At 41.2% G+C, this 16,172-nt stretch carries 14 protein-coding genes; 3 read left to right on the top strand and 11 right to left on the bottom strand.

The annotated features are described in order from the left end of the window. Window positions 1-35: 35 nt before the first annotated feature. The 5 genes from A6E03_RS01025 to trxA form a co-directional block, all read right to left on the bottom strand. A complete protein-coding gene (locus A6E03_RS01025; RefSeq protein ID WP_065594498.1) occupies window positions 36-299 on the bottom strand; it encodes a 2Fe-2S iron-sulfur cluster-binding protein in 264 nt (87 codons plus the stop codon). Next, the gene (gene ubiD / locus A6E03_RS01020; RefSeq protein ID WP_065594499.1) at window positions 299-2,164 is read right to left on the bottom strand and encodes a 4-hydroxy-3-polyprenylbenzoate decarboxylase; all 1,866 of its coding nucleotides are present in this window, start codon (window positions 2,162-2,164) and stop codon (window positions 299-301) included. Before ubiD ends, A6E03_RS01025 begins: the two co-directional genes overlap by 1 nt. Before the next feature lie 91 nt (window positions 2,165-2,255). Further along, window positions 2,256-3,251 (bottom strand): hypothetical protein, encoded by a 996-nt coding sequence (locus tag A6E03_RS01015; protein WP_065594500.1) that lies wholly within the window; start codon window positions 3,249-3,251, stop codon window positions 2,256-2,258. Window positions 3,252-3,404: 153 nt separating this feature from the next. Then, window positions 3,405-4,664, bottom strand: a complete 1,260-nt coding sequence (rho, locus tag A6E03_RS01010) for a transcription termination factor Rho (RefSeq protein WP_065594501.1) — start codon at window positions 4,662-4,664, stop codon at window positions 3,405-3,407. Window positions 4,665-4,902: 238 nt separating this feature from the next. Beyond that, a complete protein-coding gene (trxA, locus tag A6E03_RS01005) occupies window positions 4,903-5,229 on the bottom strand; it encodes a thioredoxin TrxA (protein ID WP_060993417.1) in 327 nt (108 codons plus the stop codon). Window positions 5,230-5,341: 112 nt separating this feature from the next. On the opposite strand from trxA, the gene rhlB reads away from it, so the two are divergent. Together rhlB and gppA are read left to right on the top strand one after the other, a co-directional pair. Further along, the gene (gene rhlB / locus A6E03_RS01000) at window positions 5,342-6,649 is read left to right on the top strand and encodes an ATP-dependent RNA helicase RhlB (RefSeq protein WP_065594502.1); all 1,308 of its coding nucleotides are present in this window, start codon (window positions 5,342-5,344) and stop codon (window positions 6,647-6,649) included. 33 nt (window positions 6,650-6,682) lie between these two features. After that, on the top strand, window positions 6,683-8,176 hold the full coding sequence (gene gppA / locus A6E03_RS00995; protein ID WP_065599995.1) for a guanosine-5'-triphosphate,3'-diphosphate diphosphatase: 1,494 nt from the start codon (window positions 6,683-6,685) through the stop codon (window positions 8,174-8,176). A 283-nt stretch (window positions 8,177-8,459) separates the two neighbouring features. Here gppA and hemB read toward each other — a convergent pair whose 3' ends face one another. Beyond that, window positions 8,460-9,476, bottom strand: a complete 1,017-nt coding sequence (hemB, locus tag A6E03_RS00990) for a porphobilinogen synthase (RefSeq protein ID WP_065599994.1) — start codon at window positions 9,474-9,476, stop codon at window positions 8,460-8,462. Window positions 9,477-9,611: 135 nt separating this feature from the next. Here hemB and A6E03_RS00985 point away from each other — a divergent pair, with 135 nt between their 5' ends. Next, window positions 9,612-10,373: a TatD family hydrolase gene (locus A6E03_RS00985; RefSeq protein ID WP_065599993.1), complete on the top strand. Its 762-nt coding sequence runs from the start codon at window positions 9,612-9,614 to the stop codon at window positions 10,371-10,373. Window positions 10,374-12,469: 2,096 nt separating this feature from the next. Here A6E03_RS00985 and tatC read toward each other — a convergent pair. From tatC to A6E03_RS00960, 5 genes are read right to left on the bottom strand one after another with little or no spacing between them, the layout of a single operon-like run. Then, window positions 12,470-13,225 (bottom strand): Sec-independent protein translocase subunit TatC, encoded by a 756-nt coding sequence (gene tatC, locus A6E03_RS00980; protein WP_065594506.1) that lies wholly within the window; start codon window positions 13,223-13,225, stop codon window positions 12,470-12,472. A 2-nt stretch (window positions 13,226-13,227) separates the two neighbouring features. After that, window positions 13,228-13,605 carry a Sec-independent protein translocase protein TatB gene (gene tatB, locus A6E03_RS00975; RefSeq protein WP_065599992.1) on the bottom strand — a complete coding sequence of 126 codons (378 nt, stop codon included), beginning with the start codon at window positions 13,603-13,605 and terminating at the stop codon, window positions 13,228-13,230. Window positions 13,606-13,608: 3 nt separating this feature from the next. After that, window positions 13,609-13,860, bottom strand: coding sequence for a Sec-independent protein translocase subunit TatA (gene tatA / locus A6E03_RS00970; RefSeq protein ID WP_065594508.1), 252 nt, complete (start codon window positions 13,858-13,860; stop codon window positions 13,609-13,611). 51 nt (window positions 13,861-13,911) lie between these two features. Next, entirely contained in the window at window positions 13,912-15,546 is a 1,635-nt protein-coding gene (ubiB, locus tag A6E03_RS00965) for a ubiquinone biosynthesis regulatory protein kinase UbiB (RefSeq protein ID WP_065594509.1), read from the bottom strand. Continuing rightward, the gene (locus tag A6E03_RS00960; RefSeq protein ID WP_065599991.1) at window positions 15,543-16,166 is read right to left on the bottom strand and encodes an SCP2 domain-containing protein; all 624 of its coding nucleotides are present in this window, start codon (window positions 16,164-16,166) and stop codon (window positions 15,543-15,545) included. Before A6E03_RS00960 ends, ubiB begins: the two co-directional genes overlap by 4 nt. Between the last annotated feature and the right edge of the window lie 6 nt (window positions 16,167-16,172).

Genomic DNA, 16,172 nt, shown 5'->3' with positions numbered 1-16,172 from the left:
AATTGAGCATTAAACTCTAATTATACGGGGAGGATTTATTCTAACAACAGTACTAAATCACTTTTTGCTGTTGCCTGACACGCAAATATCCACCCTTCTTGTTGTTCTTTGTCGGTTAGAAGTGGTTCTAAATCGTATTCAATTTCCCCTTCTAACTTTTTACATAGGCACATAGCACACGCACCTACTTGGCATCGATTCGGGTAATTAATCCCCGCCTCCAATGCTGCATCTAAGATGGTTTGCCCCTCTTCAATGCTGAACTCTTTTTGTTGTGGTAATAAGGTTATTTTTTTCATCACACTTTATCTTTTTCAGAGCTTAATGAAATACCTAATTCATCCCAAATAGAATCAATTTTAGCGACAACTTCTGGGTCTTTCTTGATTGGTGTTCCCCACTCACGAAGACATTCAGAGCCCAATTTATTGGTCGCATCTAATCCCATTTTCGAGTGTCCGTCGCCATCTTGCAAAAATAACGTATCTCTTGCAGGATCCATTCGAGTAGTTACTGCCCAAATAATGTCGTTCCAATCACTCACATCGACATCTTCATCACACACGATAACAAACTTGTTCTCACTAAATTGAGACCAAACCTCTTGCATGATTTTCTTACCATTACCGACCGCTTGCTTATTGATAGACACGACGACCATACTGGCGTTGTTGTTTTGCAAATGAATATCGATAATCTCAGGGCATGCTTTGGTTATTTCAGCTAGGCAGCCTTCAATCTGCTCACTGTCTGTCAGTGAATATTCTACATTAGGTGATAATGCTAATTCGGCATCCCATTTTTTTGTGATATCCAAACCCATCTTTGAGCCTAAACCCGCGACTGGCGAAGCAAAATCTAATGAATCGATTGGCGTGTTCTCTATCATCAAGCTATCACGTGATGGGTCCATATGCTGAGACATTGCTGCTGTCACTTGTGACCAATCTCGAGCATTCACCTCTTCATCACACACCAATACAAATTTGGTGTACATGAATTGACGCAAGAAAGACCACACACCCATCATCACGCGTTTTGCATGACCAGGGTATTGCTTCTTCATCGTCACGACCGCCATGCGATACGAACAGCCTTCTGGTGGCAAGTAGAAATCAATAATTTCAGGGAATTGCTTTTGTAGAATTGGCACAAACACTTCATTTAATGCCACACCCAATACGGCAGGTTCATCTGGCGGACGACCGGTGTAGGTACTGTGATAAATGGGGTCTTTACGCATCGTAATGTGAGTAACAGTAAATACGTGGTGCTTTTCAACTTCATTATAATAACCGGTGTGATCCCCATAAGGACCTTCATCGGCAAATTCTGTTGGGTCAATATAGCCTTCAAGCACAATTTCAGCACTGGCCGGCACTTCCAAATCGTTACTAATAGATTTGGTTACTTCGGTTCTACTACCACGTAGAAGACCAGCAAATGCATATTCAGATAAGGTATCCGGTACAGGAGTGACCGCACCAAGAATTGTGGCAGGATCAGCACCAAATGCGACAGAAACAGGGAAAGGTTCACCTGGATTGGTTTCCATCCAGTCACGCAAATCCAAAGCTCCACCACGATGCGCAAGCCAGCGCATGATGACTTTGTTTTTACTCAATTTCTGTTGACGATAAATCCCCAAATTCTGACGTTTTTTATTTGGGCCTTTAGTAACGGTTAGACCCCAAGTTAATAACGGGGCAACATCATCAGCCCAACAACTCATTACTGGAATTTTATCTAAATCAACCGCATCGCCTTGCCAAACAATCTGTTGGCAGTTGGCCTTACGAATATTCTTGGTTGGCATGTTTAAAACTTGTTTAAAAACAGGCAGTTTATCTAACGCGTCTTTAAAGCCTTTTGGTGGCTCAGGCTCTTTTAAATACGCCAGTAATTTACCGACTTCACGCAGCTCAAGAACGTCTTGACGTCCCATACCAATCGCCACTCGTTCAGCAGTACCAAAGAGATTCGTTAATACGGGGATATCGTAACCGATAGGATTTTCAAACAACAATGCTGGACCACCCGCTCGTAAAGTACGATCGCTGATCTCTGTCATTTCATAATGAGGGTCAATGGGGTGTGAAATGCGTTTTAACTGTCCGATCCCTTCCAAGTGATCAAGAAAACCGCGTAAATCCTTATATTGCATCGCTATCTACATATCGTGAAGTTTGACTAGATTATACCCAACCCAATTCAAACTCACACTCTCTATTTATCTTTACCTACTTTTCTCATTATTAACGTTGTGACAGCGCTAACCTTACGTGTTGTTTTCGAACTTTATTTCGCGTTATCGGTAAACTTTCTAACCAAGATTGATGCCCATAATTTGCTAAATGCATGGCAACAGCACCACCGTCTTGAATATGATCGATTTTAGCTAATAAGAACTGCTGAACATCTTGAGGGAGAGGATGGAGTTGCGCTAGCGAAGCAAAAGCACTCTGTTTTAATGACGGATTATTGGTGGCCGACATTAATTGCTGAATCGCAAATGGATCGGGAGCAATGTTTGATAATCGACCCAATTCAGCCACGCTGTATTGATCCGTTCTCATTTTCCATAGAATTTTATACACATCAGAATTTTGAGATATTTGAGCTAAACGAACCATTACTTCTGTTGTTGGTAACCAAACAGATAATGAGCCGTCTGTAATCTGTGAGACTAAATAATTCAATGCTTCTGGCGTTAAGCTGTCCAATTCAGCTAATACAATTGATTGGCGAACGCGAACCTGATGAGGCTCACCCACTAGCCATTCAGACAGCACCAATTTATGTTCTTCCGCTGCAAGAATAAAATCTAACACTTGTTGGTCTTTCGACATTTGGTTTAATACACGAGAAGCAATACTGCTGTAATCAAACGCAAGTTTCGTCACCACATACCCATTACCTGCTTGTTTAATGGTATAGGTTGGATGAATAGCTAATTGCTCCCTTAGCCAAATAGTGCCTTTCGGATCTAAAATTAATTGTTGTTGCTCTATCTGTTTTACCAACATGAACCGAACAGCTTCCTGTTGTGGCATAGATAAACGATTGAGAGAAAAATTAAGCGTGATGATATCGCCATCAATTAAATATTGATGCAGTTCATCGACCTTCTTATTGAGTTGCTGATCAACCAATAAACTATGAACAAAATTAGGTTGAACTTCAGAGGCTGATACGTGACCAACCAGCAAACTTGCAGAGAGGAGGATCGATGCCAACAGTCCTTGTTGCATATGTAGCTCCTTAAATTAACTAAGTTTATATTACACAACCTAGTACAAATGATGATGCCGTCAAATTAACAAATAAGCAACAAAAAACGCTGCCAATTTGGCAGCGTTTTATTATTTATTGAGTTAGATATCAATAATTGAGGAGAATCTCAATTACTGGCGACGCATCGCATCAAAGAACTCATCATTCGTCTTCGTCATTGATAATTTATCAATTAAGAATTCCATCGCATCACTTTCACCCATTGGATGAACAATCTTACGTAAGATCCACATTTTCTGTAGCTCATCAGTCTTCGTAAGTAGCTCTTCACGGCGAGTACCTGAACGACTAAAGTCAATCGCTGGGAATATACGTTTTTCCGCAATTTTACGGTTTAAATGCAATTCCATGTTACCAGTACCTTTAAACTCTTCGTAGATAACTTCATCCATTTTAGAGCCAGTATCAACCAATGCCGTTGCAATGATAGTTAAACTACCACCTTCTTCAACGTTACGAGCTGCACCAAAAAAGCGTTTAGGACGGTGTAATGCGTTTGCATCAATACCACCAGTAAGAACTTTACCTGATGATGGAATAACGGTGTTGTATGCACGAGCAAGACGAGTAATTGAATCCAATAGGATAACCACGTCTTTTTTATGCTCAACAAGACGCTTCGCTTTTTCGATTACCATTTCAGCAACCTGTACGTGACGAGACGCTGGCTCATCAAACGTAGATGCAATTACTTCACCTTTAACAAGGCGTTGCATCTCAGTTACTTCTTCTGGACGTTCATCGATAAGTAGAACCATTAACTCACACTCAGGGTGGTTATGAGCAATACTTTGAGCAATGTTTTGAAGTAGCATTGTTTTACCCGCTTTTGGCGGAGCAACAATCAGACCACGTTGGCCACGGCCAATTGGAGAAGCTAAATCAAGAATACGCGCCGTAATGTCTTCTGTTGAACCATTACCACGTTCCATACGTAAACGATCGTTTGCGTGTAAAGGGGTAAGGTTTTCAAAAAGGATTTTGTTACGAGCATTGTCTGGACGGTCATAATTAACAGCGTTTACTTTAAGAAGAGCGAAATAACGTTCGCCATCTTTTGGTGGACGAATCTTTCCGCCAATCGTGTCACCAGTACGCAAATTAAAGCGACGAATTTGGCTTGGAGAGACATAGATGTCATCCGGGCCAGCCAAGTAAGAACAATCTGCTGAACGAAGGAAACCAAAGCCATCTTGAAGAATCTCAAGTACACCATCTCCAAAGATGTCTTCACCGCTTTTCGCATGTTGCTTAAGGATGGAGAAGATGATGTCTTGTTTTCTTAGACGAGCTAGGTTTTCTAGGCCTAATGATTCGCCAAGAGCAACAAGGTCAGACACTGGTCTGTTTTTAAGTTCAGTAAGATTCATAGTGGTAGGTAGTTGTTTAGTCAAAATCAGATTCTATCTTTAGTTGATTTAAGAATGGATGACCTTCGAGCTCGGTCAAGAAATGAAATCGTATGAAATACGCCCAATAAATTATCACTTATTTGCATTTTAGTCTAGGGCTTGGCCCTGATTTCTAAGCTTAGCTTAGCTCAGAAAAACAAAACCGCACATAATTTTTCATTACATGCGGTTCTATCTGACTTAATTGCACCCTATATTATAGGTTTGCATCAAGAAACTCTTTAAGCTGAGTTTTTGAAAGTGCACCCACTTTCGTTGCAGCTACGCCGCCATCTTTAAACAAAAGTAGCGTCGGAATACCACGGATACCAAACTTTGGTGGTGTTCCTGCATTCTGATCAATATTTAATTTACCAATCGTTAATTTGCCTTCGTACTCATCTGCGATTTCATCCAGAATAGGTGCGATCATTTTACATGGTCCACACCATTCTGCCCAGAAATCTACTAGTACTGGGCCTGCTGCATTGATCACACTTTCTTCAAAACCGCTATCTGTAAGCTGCAAAATTTTGTCGCTCATCGTCAACTCCAACGTTAAATTTAAAGGCTGATTTGATGATAACCAGCAAATTGATGCCCTATTTGAATGGAATACGTTTCGTATTGCAAGCTTTAACTGATATTCTATAGCAATGAAAAAGACGCACATCACAGAGCAAAAGTTTGCCGACCTAGGTTTAGAACCTCAGGTCCTTGATGGTTTGAATGCAAAAGGGTTCATTAATTGTACTCCTATTCAAGCTAAGGCATTGCCGGTACTGCTCGCCGGCCAAGACATTGCAGGCCAAGCCCAAACGGGCACTGGTAAGACGCTCGCGTTCCTTGCTGCTACTTTTAATCACCTATTAACGACGCCTGCTCCTGAAGGTCGTAAAATCACGCAACCACGAGCTATTATTATGGCTCCTACGCGTGAGTTAGCGATTCAAATTCATAACGATGCTGAATCTCTAATCGCAAGTACTGGCTTAAAAGCGGCACTTGCTTACGGTGGCGAACGTTATGAAAAACAACAGAAAGTTATCGAAGCTGGTGTTGATATCCTAATCGGAACAACTGGCCGTATTATAGATTTCTACAAGCAAGGTCAAATTGACTTTAAGATGATTCAAGTCGTTGTTCTTGATGAAGCCGATCGTATGTTCGATTTAGGTTTCATTAAAGATATTCGCTTTATCTTCCGTCGTATGCCTGCGCCAACAGAACGTCTAAATATGCTGTTCTCAGCAACGTTATCTTATCGTGTACAAGAACTTGCATTTGAACACATGCAAGAACCTGAGCACGTAGTCGTTGAACCGGATCAAAAAACAGGTCATCTTATTACGGAAGAATTATTCTATCCTTCAAATGACCATAAAATGGCACTTCTTCAAACGTTAATCGAAGAAGAATGGCCTGATCGTGCAATTATTTTCGCCAATACTAAACACAAATGTGAATTAGTTTGGGGTCACCTAGCTGCCGATAAACACCGCGTAGGTCTTCTTACTGGTGATGTTCCACAGAAAAAACGTGAACGCATCCTAGAAGAATTCACTAAAGGTGACGTAGATATTCTTGTTGCTACCGACGTAGCGGCTCGTGGTCTACACATTCCACAAGTAACACACGTATTTAACTTTGATTTACCAAATGAAGCCGAAGACTATGTTCACCGTATTGGTCGTACAGGTCGTGCTGGTGAAAGCGGTAACTCGATTAGTTTTGCTTGTGAAGAATATGCAATTAACCTTCCTGCAATTGAAGAATACATTGAACATTCAATCCCACAATCGGATTATGATTCTTCAGCTCTATTGGAAGAGTTACCTGCACCAATCAGACTTCAACGCCGTCCGCAACAAAATCGTCGTAACGGCAGCAATAATAATGGTCAACGTCCAGGCGGAAATCGTAAATATTCACGCCCACGTCAACCTCGTAGCCCTCAAGCGTAATTGAGAACTATGGAAAAACAGTAAAGGGATGTTATGAAAAGTTCAACAATATCACCGATGTATGCCGCCATTGATTTAGGCTCCAATAGCTTCCATATGCTTGTTGTGCGTCATATAAATGGTAGTGTGCAAACCATGGCTAAAATCAAACGTAAAGTACGTTTAGCTGCGGGATTAGATGAAAATAACACACTCAGCCATGAAGCTATGCAGCGTGGGTGGGATTGTTTGAGCTTATTTGCAGAACGTCTGCAAGACATCCCAGTAGAAAATATTCGCATTGTCGGTACTGCAACACTGCGTGTGGCGACCAATGTGGATATCTTCTTAGAAAAAGCCAATAAAATCTTAGGTCATGATATTAATGTGATCGAGGGAGAGGAAGAAGCTTGTACTATTTACCAAGGAGTTGCACACACTTCCGGTGGTAATGGCCGTCGACTCGTTGTCGATATTGGCGGAGCAAGTACTGAACTTATCATTGGTGAAGGTTTTGAAGCACAAGCACTCACAAGCCTAAAAATGGGCTGTGTCACTTGGCTTGAAGGCTACTTTAAAGACCGTGCATTAACTCAAAAAAACTTTGATGCTGCGATTACTGGCGCAAAAGAGACTTTAGCTCCTATTTTAAAACAGTACACTGACCTTGGTTGGCAAACCTGTGTTGGAGCTAGTGGCACGGTACAAGCATTGCAAGAAATTATGTTGGCGCAAGGCATGGATGAGGTTATCACCTTAGCCAAGCTTAAGCGCCTTCAAAAACAAGCAATGCAATATGAACATTTAGAAGAATTAGATATTGATGGATTGACCCTTGAGCGCGCCTTAGTGTTCCCAAGTGGTTTATCCATCCTTATCGCTATATTTGAATTACTCAATATTGATTCAATGACATTGGCTGGTGGTGCTCTGCGCGAAGGCTTATGCTATGGCATGATTGAAGCATTACAACACGATGAAGTATGCCAACGCACCATCAGTAGTGTTCAACAACGCTATCAATTAGATTTTGCTTATGCCGATCAAGTTACCGAATTAGCAGAACAACTTATCGCGCAATGTGGCACTAATTGGCTGAACGAACCTCAAGCATTACCCTTATTAAAAGCGGCGGCTCAATTGCATGAAATTGGTATTTCTATTGATTATAAAAAAGGCGGCGAACACTCAGCCTACCTAATCAATGCACTAGATTTACCGGGTTATACACGAGCGCAAAAACATCTATTAGGTGAATTACTGCGTCGTTATCGTGAACAGTTCTCTGCCATACCAACTCAGCACGCAGTTTCTGATTTATCAGCTCAACGTATGTTACGCATTTTGCGCTTGGCTATTATTCTGACTCATCGTCGTGATGTTTCTTTAGCTCCATCGGTCACTCTTTCTGAAAAAGACGATGTTTTATCGTTGTCTATTGATAAGAAATGGTTAGCGGAAAACCCCCTAACTAGAGCGGAGTTGGAAATAGAAGCGGATAAGCAGACGAATATTGGCTGGGATTTAGTTATAGAGCCAAGAAACTAGAACGCTTCGCTTCTAATAAGAGCAAAATCAAGAGCTAGATTGATACTAGATACTAGATTCAGGATTCAGGATTCAGGATTCAGGATTCAGGATTCAGGAAAAATAAAAGCATGATGATTAACTAAAATCATCATGCTTTTTTTATTTTTTAGAAAAAAGTTAACAACACTGAGTTCAATGCTCTTATAGCCTCTAGTTAGCGCAGCGTATAGTCTCTAGTTAACACCAAAGCTCACCACACCCACCCCTGAAACCTTTAAGCGAAGCGATCTGAACCCTGATCTTATTTCTTCTCTTCCGCCAACCACTCTGCTACATCTTTTGCAAAGTAAGTTAGGATGCCATCAGCGCCGGCACGTTTGAAGCACAATAACGACTCCATCACCGTATCACGCTCACTCAACCAACCATTCATAATAGCGGCTTTGTGCATCGCATATTCACCTGATACTTGATAAGCAAAGGTAGGCACTTGAAGCTCAGTCTTAACACGACGCACGATGTCCAAGTAAGGCATACCTGGTTTCACCATCACCATGTCTGCGCCTTCATTAATGTCCATTGCCACTTCGTGAATTGCTTCATCGCTGTTGGCTGGATCCATTTGGTAGTTCTTCTTGTTGCCACCTTTAAGATTCGACGAAGAACCAACGGCATCACGGAATGGGCCATAGTAACAAGAGGCATATTTTGCAGAATACGCCATGATTTGCGTATGAACGTAACCCGCTTTTTCTAGCGCTTTACGGATCTCACCGATACGACCATCCATCATGTCAGACGGAGCCACCACATCAGCACCCGCTTCAGCATGCGATAATGCCTGCTTAATCAGAACTTCTGTCGTTACGTCATTCATCACGTAACCATCTTCATCAATAATGCCATCTTGCCCGTGAGTCGTGAATGGGTCTAATGCGACATCAGTGATAACACCTAACTCAGGAACATGTGCTTTTAACTCTTTCACAGCACGCTGAACTAAACCTTCTGGATTGTGAGCTTCTGCTGCACATAAGCTTTTCGCATCTTGAGACACTACTGGGAATAAGGCAATCGCAGGAATACCTAAGTCATATAAACGTTGTGCTTCTTCAAGTAATAAATCAATCGATAAACGCTCAACACCCGGCATTGAATCTACCGCTTCACGACGGTCTTTACCCATAAGCACAAACATTGGATAGATTAAGTCATTGACGGTTAATTGGTTCTCAGCCATTAGACGGCGGCTAAATTCATGCTTACGCATACGACGCATACGACGGTTTGGAAACGTACCTTGAATGGATACAGACACACTGAGCTCCTTTTGTATTTATGATGCGTTCAATATATACCCATCGCCTTTTGAATCCAAATTTTCTTAGGGATCTGATTTTTACGATTAACTTGGTATGATAGGAAACATAACTTGAATAAAAGACCCTTAATTATGATTGATACCCACGCTCACATATATGCGAAAGAATTTGATGAAGACCGAGATTTGGTTGTTCAACGTGCCTTATCACAAGGTATCAATCAGATCTTATTGCCTAACATTGATTTAGAGTCTATCGAACCAATGTTAAAAACCGAGGCGACTTACCCTGAGATTTGTCGCTCAATGATAGGGCTACACCCATGCTATGTGAATGCTGATGTTAAGCAAACCCTAGCGACAATCCACTCTTGGTTTGAGAAACACAACTTCATTGCGGTAGGTGAAATAGGTATTGACCTATACTGGGACAAAACCTTTAAAGCTGAACAAGAGATGGCTTTTATCACTCAGTTAAACTGGGCAAAAGAGATGAAATTACCGGTAGTGATTCATACTCGTGACTCTATTGAAGAGACATTAACCCTGCTAAAACAAGAGCAAGACGGCTCGTTATCAGGCACTTTCCACTGCTTTGGTGGCTCTGTTGACGAAGCTAAAGCGATCAATGATTTAGGCTTTCACTTAGGTCTTGGTGGTGTTTCTACTTTTAAAAATGGCGGTATGGATAAAATCATTCCTCACCTTAATATGGATTACTTAATCTTAGAGACCGATTGCCCATATTTAGCACCAGTACCTCACCGTGGTAAGCGTAATGAGCCTGCATATACGCAGTTGGTTGCTCAACGCGTCGCTGATTTACGTGAGATGAGTCTGGCGGATGTGGATGCGGTTACGACGGCGAATGCGAAAAAACTTTTTGGGATTTAAGAGAAAACAATAGAGTTCAGATCGCTTTGTTTGAAGGGTTCAGAGGTGATTGTGGTAAGTGATTAATACGACTAGAAACGATACGCTTCGCTAACTAGAAACTATAAGATCAAAAAAATACTGAACAATTAAACCCTGCACTCACAACCCCTCCTAGCCTCCCCTTATATCAACAGTAGTGATCACATAAGATAATTACTCAAGGGGAGGAGCTGTCTTGTGATCGCTAGAATAACAATACCAAAGAAGGTTCTCCCCCCTTTATCTATGAATTACTGGGATCGATAATATCAATATAAGGGGGAGTTAGAGGGGGTTGTTGATACCATATTTCATCAAGATTCTGAATTGGCTCTGCTCTTATAGAAGCGAATAGGCTTTGGATTTTTCTCTTCCTCGCTCCTCGAGCGAAGCGTCCTCGCCTCTCGTCCCTGCTCTTTTACTTTGTCCCAAACAAGAAAAACCCCGCTAGACTCTCGTCCAACGGGGTTATAACTTTACTCGCAGCAATCCGGCTACTAATGGTGCTCCATGCATCAAATCCTTGATAGTATGCTGATTCCTTCAGCTTATTCCTTTCTCGCCATCCTAGCGGTGTCCTTGATCTTATCCTGATCCGTTAACAATCCGTAGTTAACTCTCTTCACTTGTTCCTTGAGCGGTGTCCCTTACATCATCCTGATGTGCAATCCATTTTCCTCAATCCTAGAGGTGTCCATTGTCTTTCCTTAGTAGTAACCATCCTAGCTACTATTGCGTCCATTCAATGTCCATTTCGCTATCCATGCCGATTACTAATCCTAAGTAACCGAGTGCCTCATCCTGAAGCGTACCAAATCCTTGGCTAGTTCCTGTTCCGTGTCAGCATCCTTCCGACACCAATAAGATTACGCTTTTCATTATTTTCAGCAATAGACTAAATTCAAACTTTTGCAAAAATAATTATCGCCCTTTTGTTGAAACACACAAAGGCATTAAATATCAATAATTTAAATTATCACTGGTTATCTTTATCCATAAATAAAGCGAAAAAGCGCACTTGTTTGTGAGAGATCTCGCACACGGGTCATGGTGTTTTGGGAGTAAGGATTCAGATCGCTTCGCTAGAGGTTTCAGGAAGAATCTATACGCTACGCTAACTAGAGGCTAGACCGCTTCGCTTCTATAAGAAAAAAAGCTGATTCTTTAACGCTGTTATTCCAACGTCACAATAGTCGCTCTTATAGTATCTAGTTAGCGCAGCGTATAGTTTCTAGCGAATATAGATAAACTAATCACACATCCCCCTGAAACCTTAAAGGGAGCTTGCGACCGATCTGAACCCTGCTCTTTTACTTTGTTCCAAACAAGAAAAACCCCGCTAGACTCTCGTCTAACGGGGTTATAACTTTACTCGCAGCAATCCGGCTACTAATGGTGCTCCATGCATCAAATCCTTGATAGTATGCTGATTCCTTCAGCTTATTCCTTTCTCGCCATCCTAGCGGTGTCCTTGATCTTATCCTGATCCGTTAACAATCCGTAGTTAACTCTCTTCGCTTGTTCCTTGAGCGGTGTCCCTTACATCATCCTGATGTGCAATCCTTTTACCTCAATCCTAGAGGTGTCCATCGTCTTTCCTTAGTAGCAACCATCCTAGTTACTATTGCGTCCATTCAATGTCCATTTTGCTATCCGTGCCGATTACTAATCCTAAGTAACCGAGTGCTTCATCCTGAAGCTTACCAAATCCTTGGCTAGTTCCTGTTCCGTGTCAGCATCCTTCCGACACCATTGAGATTACGCTTTTCATCTATTTCGGCAATAGACTAAATCCTATTTTTTGCAAAAAAATATATACAAAATTAACCACAAAATAAAAAGAACTTATTTTACATGAGCTTAGGTTGAAATAATGTATTTATGATTACAAATAAAACGATAAATCTCACTCATTTGTAAGAGATCTCGCACACGGCTATTCCACTTTGTCCCAAACCTCTATAAAGAGTATGCGTGAGCAAGATCACTATATAAAAGACGTTAGCTAAATTGACCCCATAAAAAAAGCGCTGACATAACATCAACGCTTTTCATATTACCCAATTTATCAAGCGTTACGCTTCATCTTGTTCCATATCATCTTCGTCTTTCTCTCTCACATAGAAACGAGAAAAGAACAGTCCAAACTCAAATAGAATACACATAGGCACTGCAAGTAAAGTTTGAGAAATAATATCTGGCGGTGTTAGCATCATACCGACAACAAAAGCACCCACGACAATGTATGGACGTTTTTGCTTTAACGTTTCCGGCGTTGTCGCTCCCGTCCAACATAATAAAATGATGGCAACAGGAATTTCAAACGCAATACCAAACGCTAAAAACAATGCTAATACAAAATCAAGATAACTGGCAATATCAGTCGCTACTTGAACACCTTCCGGAGCAATGTTTGTAAAAAAACTAAACACTAATGGGAAGACGATAAAATAAGCGAAAGAAACGCCGGCATAAAACAGCATTGAGCTTGAGAACAATAATGGCATGACGAGTTTCTTTTCATGCTTATACAATCCAGGAGCGACAAATGCCCACACTTGATAAAGAATCACTGGAACAGCGACAAATATCGATGCCACCAAAGTCAGCTTTATGGGCGTGAAAAATGGTGACGCGACATCAGTTGCTATCATCGTTGCACCTGCAGGCAGTCTTTCTACCAAAGGCGCTGATAAGAACTCATAAATGTCATTAGCAAACCAGACTAGACCTAAAAACACCACTATGACGGCAATTAATGCCTTTAGTAATCGATTCCTTAGCTCTAATAGGTGAGTTAACAACGGCTGAGAGTGTTCAACTGATGACATAATTACTCTGCTTTTGTTTTAGAAGTTGAACCAGACGCAACCGGAATCTCTGTATCTACTTTTGGTGTATCTACAGTTTCTTCTGGTTTGGCATATGGACGAGTGACATCAGCTGCCGCTTGTTTTAACTCTTCTACTGACTTTTTAAGTTCAGGCGATAAGTCATCCATATTCATCTGTTCTGCTTTACGCAAATTATCTTGTAACTCTTGTATTTTCAGTTCCTGTGTCAGCTCATCTTTGACGTTATTCGCCATGCTTTTTGCTGCCCCAACAAACTGCGCTACAGAGCGAATCGCTTTTGGTAAGCGCTCCGGCCCTAATACAACGAGTCCAACAACAGAGATTAGTATCAGTTCCCAAAAACCGATATCAAACACGTGTTATGCCTGCTCTTTGTCGTTTTGCTTTTGCTTTTCTACTGTCTCTGCTTCTTTTTTCTCTAAGTTTTGAGGAGCAGTAAAATCAGCGTCTTTTTTCGCATCTTTTGCTGTATCTTCTTCACTTATTGCTTTTTTAAAGCCTTTAACTGCAGAACCCAAATCACTGCCTACACCGCGTAATTTTTTCGTACCAAATAACAGAACGATAATTACTGCAATAATAAGAAGTTGCCAAATACTAATACCACCCATGCTTGTTTCCTCAGCGTGTTAGGGTTAAAAAATTGCTAATAAGAATAACGCTTATCGACGATATGCTCGCCAGCTTAATAGCCAAAACGTGATTCCTGTAGCAGCACTAATTGATGCTAACGCAGTAATGTTACTGGTTAATAACACCGCAGAACAAATCAACAGAGTTGCTCCAGCATTAAATAGAAATTGTCCTTTCGCTTGTTGACGCTTACTTTGACGATAACCTGCGTAGAGTTTATCCATTCGTTGATTGAGAACTTTGCCCTGGCGCAAACTGTCATAAACTAACTCTGGTAGCTCTGGCAATTTTTCAGCCCAAAATGGCGCTTTCTCACTCAAAGCAGTCAGGAAGGCTGCCGGTCCAACTTGTTTTGCCATCCACGTTTCTAAAAACGGTTTGGCGGTTGCCCATAGATCCAATTGAGGGTATAGCTGTCGCCCTAATCCTTCTACGTACAATAATGTTTTTTGCAATAAAACCAATTGCGGTTGCACTTCCATATTAAAACGTCGTGCTGTATTGAATAAATTCAACAGCACATGACCAAAGGATATCTCACCTAATGGCTTCGCAAATATAGGTTCACACACCATGCGGATCGCAAATTCAAATTCTTCGACATTAGTGTCTGCCGGAACCCAACCTGAATCAACATGCAATTGTGCGACTTTACGATAATCACTATTAAAGAAACCTAATAGGTTTTCCGCTAAATAACGCTTATCTTCTTTATTGAGAGTTCCAACAATACCACAGTCTAATCCAATCCATTGTGGATTATCTGGATTATCTGGATTTACGAAGACATTCCCTGGGTGCATATCCGCATGAAAAAAGCTGTCTCTAAACACTTGAGTAAAGAAAACTGACACACCACGTTCTGCTAACAGCTTCATGTTGGTGTTATTTCTTTCTAATTGTTCAATATCAGAAACTTGAATACCATAGATACGCTCAGACACCATCAAATTTTCAGAACTTAAATCTAAAATAACTTCTGGTACATACAACTCTTCACTGCCTTCAAAGTTACGGCGCAGCTGCATCGCATTACTGGCCTCTCTTCTTAAGTCTAGTTCATCGATTAAAGTTTTCTCATATTCTTCGATAACCTCAACCGGTTTAAGACGACGGGCTTCCGGAATGTGCTGCTCAACTAACCCAGCCATGCGGTACATCAATCGAATATCCGCTTCAATCACTGGGCGAATATCAGGACGAATAATCTTGAGAACTATTTCACGACCTGACTCTTTTAGTTTTGCAGTATGCACTTGAGCGATAGAGGCAGACGCTAATGGAATAATATCAAACTCAGTAAACCAATTTTCTAGTGGTCCACCAAGTGCAATCTCCATTTGGTCTTTAGCTAATTGGCCATCAAACGGAGCAACTTGATCTTGCAGTAACGCCAGTTGATCAGCTAAATGAGGCGGAAAAAGGTCACGACGCGTCGACATCATTTGACCAAATTTAATCCATACCGGCCCCAATTCTTGCAGCGCTAAACGTAAACGTTCACCCAACGGTTTTTCTGGATGTTTATTTTTAATCCAAAAAAGGCCTCGACGTAAACGTTTCGGTAATTGAGTTAATGCATGATCAGGCAGCAGTTCATCTAATCCATACTCAAGTTGTACCTTGGTAATATGATATAGGCGTTTTAGCTCTGATGGGGTCATGCGCTCTCCACTGAATTACGATTTAATAGTCGAGTTAAACGAGCATCAAGCTCGGCAAGTTGAGCGTCAACATCAGACACTTGGTCACAAAAATGTGCAATTTCTAACGGCGCAGGTGCAATCTTCCACTCTTCGGTTAACACTTCTGCCGCGTGACGTGTTTGGCGAGAAATTTGTGTTTTTACCCAACACGCACTGTTTTTTACGCCACTCACTAACGTATGAGCCACGATATCACCGGTGTATTGAGAGAGTTTTTCTTCCACATCTGGTTTCAACTCTGTTAATAATGCAGAAAATTGTTGAGCGAGGTTAAGATCACCTTCAAGCACCAACTTATCTTGTTTTATTAATTGAGTAATATTATTTTGCTCACGCAATTGAGGCAAGACAGAAAGATTTAAAGCAAGATAGCAATCTACCTCACCTTCAAACTTGGACAGAATGTCCACTTGCTGTTGGCTAAAGATGAAATACAGATCTTTATTCACTTCGTTTAAATGAACATGAATGATTTTACCTTTTAAGCGCAGCAAAGCAGCTTTACTGTCCGGTGATTCTTTCAACAGAGTATTTAACCCCGTTTCCATCACGCCAGTTACAAACGGTTCTAATGGCATCGTTTT

Origin of the sequence: Aliivibrio sp. 1S128 (genome assembly GCF_001691065.1) — a bacterium.
In the GTDB taxonomy this organism is placed as follows: domain Bacteria; phylum Pseudomonadota; class Gammaproteobacteria; order Enterobacterales; family Vibrionaceae; genus Aliivibrio.
This window is presented reverse-complemented; position numbering and strand designations above follow the sequence as displayed.

What these genes read in the sequence shown, in the direction of transcription:
- A6E03_RS01025 (WP_065594498.1), bottom strand. Translation starts at nt 299, where the DNA reads ATGAAAAAAATAACCTTATTACCACAACAAAAAGAGTTCAGCATTGAA.
- ubiD (WP_065594499.1), bottom strand. Translation starts at nt 2,164, where the DNA reads ATGCAATATAAGGATTTACGCGGTTTTCTTGATCACTTGGAAGGGATC.
- A6E03_RS01015 (WP_065594500.1), bottom strand. Translation starts at nt 3,251, where the DNA reads ATGCAACAAGGACTGTTGGCATCGATCCTCCTCTCTGCAAGTTTGCTG.
- rho (WP_065594501.1), bottom strand. Translation starts at nt 4,664, where the DNA reads ATGAATCTTACTGAACTTAAAAACAGACCAGTGTCTGACCTTGTTGCT.
- trxA (WP_060993417.1), bottom strand. Translation starts at nt 5,229, where the DNA reads ATGAGCGACAAAATTTTGCAGCTTACAGATAGCGGTTTTGAAGAAAGT.
- rhlB (WP_065594502.1), top strand. Translation starts at nt 5,342, where the DNA reads ATGAAAAAGACGCACATCACAGAGCAAAAGTTTGCCGACCTAGGTTTA.
- gppA (WP_065599995.1), top strand. Translation starts at nt 6,683, where the DNA reads ATGAAAAGTTCAACAATATCACCGATGTATGCCGCCATTGATTTAGGC.
- A6E03_RS00985 (WP_065599993.1), top strand. Translation starts at nt 9,612, where the DNA reads ATGATTGATACCCACGCTCACATATATGCGAAAGAATTTGATGAAGAC.
- tatC (WP_065594506.1), bottom strand. Translation starts at nt 13,225, where the DNA reads ATGTCATCAGTTGAACACTCTCAGCCGTTGTTAACTCACCTATTAGAG.
- tatA (WP_065594508.1), bottom strand. Translation starts at nt 13,860, where the DNA reads ATGGGTGGTATTAGTATTTGGCAACTTCTTATTATTGCAGTAATTATC.
- ubiB (WP_065594509.1), bottom strand. Translation starts at nt 15,546, where the DNA reads ATGACCCCATCAGAGCTAAAACGCCTATATCATATTACCAAGGTACAA.
- A6E03_RS00960 (WP_065599991.1), bottom strand. Translation starts at nt 16,166, where the DNA reads ATGCCATTAGAACCGTTTGTAACTGGCGTGATGGAAACGGGGTTAAAT.